Genomic DNA, 4,587 nt, shown 5'->3' with positions numbered 1-4,587 from the left:
CCCGAGGAGCCCGCGCCGCGCCTCGCCCTGCCGCCCGGCTGCACCCAGACCGCCTGCGGCGGCTTGGCCCTTGCGGCGCGCGTGCTGGTGTTCCCGCGGGCGGCGACTTGGAACGAGGGCGCCGGCGCGCGGCGGGGGCGCGCGCGCGAGCACGACGAGGACCTCACCTTCGGGGTGCCGATCCCCGGCGGCGGGGCGTGGCGGGTGCGCCAGCAGGCGGAGGCGGGCCGGCTGGTCGCCACCGCCGCGTGGCTGGACGGGCGCGCGGTCGGCGACGGGCTCGGGAGCCGGGCCGAGCAGGCGCTCAACAGCCTGGTCGGCGGGCGCGGCCGGCCGGTGGTGGTGATGCTGGAGCTGCGCGGCCAGCCGATCACGACGGGCCGCGGCACCTTCGAGGCGCTGCTCGCGGCGCAAGGAGAGGGGCTGGCGGCCCAGGCGGCTTCGCTGTCGCGGCGCTGAGCGCGCCATGTCCGGTGTGATAGGGTTGATCCCATGGCCATCCCGCCCGCCGATCTGGTCCTGGAGCATCTCCGCGCCATCCGCGCCGATCTGGCCTGGCTGCGGCAGGACATCACCGAGGCGCGGCAGCGTCTCGGCCACCTCGAAGCGCAGTACGCCACCATCTCGGGCCGGCTCGACCGGATGGCGGGGGATATTGGCCGCATCCGCGACCGGCTCGGGCTGATCGACGCCTGACGGGTTCGCCGGGCAGGTCCTGTCGGAGAACGTTGCACCGCCTCGACCGATCGCGCCCGAGGCGGCCGGCCACGGCCCGCGCGCAGGTGCGCTGCGCCGGCATCTCGACCCGAAATTGCAATTGATATGGAAACGAGATCGTGTCGGGGAATTTTACAGCCCGCCGCACCGCCCCCATGCGGGCGCAGGCTGAAGCGCGGATTCCCGGCCCTGGCACGTAAGGTGCATGAACCATGGCCGACAGTCCCCGCACGGGCGAGTGTCCGGAGCGGACCCGACGGAGGAGCGCGGCCATGAGGCTCGGCACGGTTGTGGCAGGTGGTCTGGTCGGCGCGGCGATGCTGGCGATCGGCGGCGCGAAGGCGGACACTTTCGTCAGCACGATCGGCGGCAACGACTGCGCCGGCACCTTCGGGTCGCCGTTCAGCGCCTGCGCGATCCCGAACGATCCGCTCATCTATGACGCCGCCGCAGGCTCGCCGATCATCATCAAGTTCGACTTCAACGATGCCGGCGTCCTCACCACCACAACGATCAACTCGACGCTCTTCCCGACGATCGACGGCAGCGAGTTCGCCTTCGCGTTCGGGAGCGGCGGCAGTGGCACCGGCACCTGGACCTACACGCCGGGGCCGGGCGATCCGTCCATCCTCGCCTACGTCGCCAAGGGCGGGCCGAACTTCAACGTGTTCCTGAACGACGACGGGTCGGTGAATTCGGGCGACTGGTCCACGCCGGTCGAGTGCGGTGGCGGGCCCTCCGGTCCAGGGCCGTGCGGCCTGTCGCATCTGAGCTTCTACGACAGCGGCGGCACCGCGATCCCCGAGCCCGCCAGCCTCGCGCTGCTCGGCATGGGCCTGCTGGGCCTGGGCTTCGCCGCGCGCCGCCGCGCCTGACCCGCCGACCAGGGGACGGGCCGCCACGGCGGCCTGACGCAAGGGCCGGGAGGGCGACCTCCCGGCCCTTCGCTTCGGGCCCCTTCCCTCATCCCGCCCCTCTCCCACGTCCGTGGGCTAGGGACAGGGTGAGGGCGGGGCAGGCGTGTCGGGATTCTTTACACCCGCCGCTGCGCCCTCCTGCTGCGCTGCAGAATCCCGCCGTCATGCGCCATTGGCATGGCGCGTGCGTTGCTCATCGCACGACACAGACGCGGCGTTCTGTCGCATGATGCGGGCAGAGGATCGTGTTCCTGGAAGGACCTCCCGATGCGGCTCCACCGTCCTGCAATCGCCGGTCTGGCCGGTGCAGCGATGCTCGCGCTTGGCGGCGCCGCCGAGGCGGCCCTGATGAACTGCCCGGCCAGCTTCACCGCGGACGGCACCGCCAGGGTGCATGACGGCGGCGCGCCGACCCTGACCGCCGCCGCCGCCTGCCAGTACCTGAGCGATCCCGACAACGCGAACACCGCCAAGATCGCCGCCATCAACGCCGCCGGGTTCTTCGGCTTCTCCGACTGGCAGAGCAACGGCCAGGACCAGATGGACGGCGCCGGCAGCACGGGCAAGTCCGGCACCTGGTCGATCGCGGGCGCCGATTTCGCGTCCTACGACTACATCCTCGTCTTCAAGAGCGGCGCGGGCACCAACCTGGTCGCCTTCCTGCTGGACGAGGACGTCGCCGCGGGGGGTTGGAGCACGCCGTTCACCGATCCGCCCTTCGACTTCACGACCGCCAAGGGCAAGGGGCCGGGCGCCAAGGGCGTCTCGCACCTCACCATCGCCCGCCGCCTGAGCGCCGCCACGCCGGACGATCCCGCCACGCCGGTGCCCGAGCCCGCCTCGCTGGCGCTGCTCGGCATGGGCCTGCTGGGCCTGGGCTTCGCCGCGCGCCGCCGCGCCTGACCGACTGACCACAGGGGGCGGGCCGCACCTGCGGCCCGGAGAGCAGGGCCGGGGGGGGGCGACCTCCCGGCCCTTCGCTTCGGGTCCCCTCCCTCATCCCGCCCCTCTTCCGCCGGCAGGAGCGGGACAGGGTGAGGACGGGGCAGCGTGTCGGGATTCTTTACACTTCTGCTGCGGCGGTCGTCGGCGCGGCCGCAACCCCTTGAATTATCCGAACTTATTCTTAAGGCATAACTATTGCATACGGGTACATGCAGGGCGGCGTCATCGCCGCGGACTTCAGGAGAACCGCCATGAAGAAGCTTCTTCTCGCAGGCGTGGCAGCGGCCGGGCTCGCGCTCTCGGCGACGACCGGCGCGACGGCGGCTGTCCTCCACACCACCGATGGCAGCAACTCCGTGATGGGCGCCGGCGTCACGGGCTGGCTCGGCGCGACCTGGTTCCTGATCGCCGGCGCGGCGACGACGATCGACGTCTACTTCATCGGCATCGAGGCCGGGGCGAACAACGAGTTCTTCCTGAACGGCACCGGCTTCGGGGCCCAATCGGGCGATACGGGGCTGTCCTCGCTGTTCGGCGGCTCTTCCGCGCCCACCTTCGAGGGAAGTTCGCTGACGCCACCGGGCCTGATCGACTTCGCGTTCACGACCGACTTCTTCGGCCCCCTCGCGACCGTGACCAACGCCGCGAACCCGCTGCCGCCCAGCGTGCCGAACTTCTTCTCCTTCGTGATCACCTGCGACCCCGCCGCCGCGATCACGGCCTGCAGCTTCGCCGGCGGCAGTTCGGCCTTCGGCGGCAACACGCTGCTGGTCGCCCTCGACGACGGCGGCGGCGGGCCCGACGACAACCATGACGACCTCGTGATGGTGATCAGGATCAGCAACGGCGCCTTCACCATCCCCGAGCCCACCAGCCTCGCGCTCTTGGGCATGGGCCTGCTGGGCATGGGCTTCGCCGCGCGCCGGCGCACCTGATCGCCCGATCCGCGGGCCGGGCGGGCGGACCGCCCGGCCCTTCGCTTCGGGCGCTTCCCCTCACCCCACCCCTCTCCCGCCGCGCCCGCGCGATGGAACGCTCGCGGGAGAGGGTCAGGGTGAGGGCCTGGCAGGCCTGTCGGGATTCTTTACACCCGCCGCCCCGCCGTCCGCGACGCGTCTGTAACGTCTTGTTCTTGAACCGTCTCCGGTTCTGGCATGCGGTGTGCTGTTCCCCTCCCGACGGCCTCGCCGGGGGTTTGGGCGAGGCGTCCAGGAGATCACTCGATGACGACCATCAAGACGACGCTTCTCGCCGGCACCGCCGCCCTCGCGCTCTCCTTCGCTGCCGGGTCGGCCCAGGCGGCGTTCATCGGCGCTTCGCCGCTCGGCTTCCAGTCGAACGACGTGTTCGACAAGCCGCCGCTCGAGGGCTGGTACGATGCCAACCTCTACCTCTTCGCCAGCCCCTCGGCCACGGTCGAGGTCTACTATCTCGGCAAGGAGGCCGGGTACAACAACCGCTTCATCCTGAACCACACCGCCGGCACCCTGACGTACGATACCGGCGCGGGCTCCGGCAGCAATGCCGACTACTTCCTCCCGCCGGCCACGCCTGCCCCGCCGCTGCTCGGCACGGTCACCCTGACCGCCGGCCTGCTCGACTTCAGCTTCATCGCGAACCTGACCGGCACGCCGAAGACGGTGACCAACGCCACCAACGACTACGCGCCGGCCAAGCCCAACTTCTTCCTCACCTTCACCAGCGGCGATCCGTTCGCCCTCGCGAGCTGGGACAGCACCGTGAACGGCAGCACGCCCGCCGGCGGGACGTCGGTAATCATCGCCCTCGACGACTCCGGCGCCGGGCCGGACGACAACCACGACGACATGGTGATCCTGCTGCGGATCTCGAACGGCGAGTTCTCCGTGCCCGAGCCGGCCTCGCTCGCCCTGCTCGGCATGGGCCTGCTGGGCCTGGGCTTCGCCGCGCGCCGGCGCCGCGCCTGACCGTCTGACCAGGGGACGGGCCGCACCTGCGGCCCGAGAGCGAGGGCCGGGCGGGCCGACCG

4 protein-coding genes and 2 pseudogenes are annotated in these 4,587 nt (G+C 71.4%); all 6 read left to right on the top strand.

All coding sequences use genetic code 11. The annotated features are described in order from the left end of the window. A partial coding sequence (locus tag FK498_RS19485; RefSeq protein WP_202614909.1) for a hypothetical protein occupies nt 1-459 on the top strand: 459 nt, incomplete at its 5' end. Between the two features lie 33 nt (nt 460-492). Next, entirely contained in the window at nt 493-696 is a 204-nt protein-coding gene (locus tag FK498_RS17540) for a hypothetical protein (RefSeq protein WP_141856842.1), read from the top strand. A gap of 818 nt (nt 697-1,514) precedes the next feature. Continuing rightward, nucleotides 1,515-1,592: pseudogene (locus tag FK498_RS20270) on the top strand (PEP-CTERM sorting domain-containing protein); the annotation flags it as partial. 864 nt (nt 1,593-2,456) lie between these two features. After that, nucleotides 2,457-2,537, top strand: a pseudogene (locus FK498_RS20265) (PEP-CTERM sorting domain-containing protein); the annotation flags it as partial. Between the two features lie 293 nt (nt 2,538-2,830). Continuing rightward, nucleotides 2,831-3,514 (top strand): PEP-CTERM sorting domain-containing protein, encoded by a 684-nt coding sequence (locus tag FK498_RS17525; RefSeq protein ID WP_161988475.1) that lies wholly within the window; start codon nt 2,831-2,833, stop codon nt 3,512-3,514. A 288-nt stretch (nt 3,515-3,802) separates the two neighbouring features. Then, a complete protein-coding gene (locus tag FK498_RS19805) occupies nt 3,803-4,525 on the top strand; it encodes a PEP-CTERM sorting domain-containing protein (RefSeq protein ID WP_202614907.1) in 723 nt (240 codons plus the stop codon). Nucleotides 4,526-4,587 lie beyond the last annotated feature (62 nt).

The organism is Elioraea sp. Yellowstone (assembly GCF_006704265.1).
GTDB lineage: Bacteria > Pseudomonadota > Alphaproteobacteria > Acetobacterales > Acetobacteraceae > Elioraea.
This window is presented reverse-complemented; position numbering and strand designations above follow the sequence as displayed.

Bases quoted from the DNA above. Each gene is read 5' to 3' on its own strand.
- FK498_RS17540 (WP_141856842.1), top strand. From the start codon at position 493: ATGGCCATCCCGCCCGCCGATCTGGTCCTGGAGCATCTCCGCGCCATC.
- FK498_RS17525 (WP_161988475.1), top strand. From the start codon at position 2,831: ATGAAGAAGCTTCTTCTCGCAGGCGTGGCAGCGGCCGGGCTCGCGCTC.
- FK498_RS19805 (WP_202614907.1), top strand. From the start codon at position 3,803: ATGACGACCATCAAGACGACGCTTCTCGCCGGCACCGCCGCCCTCGCG.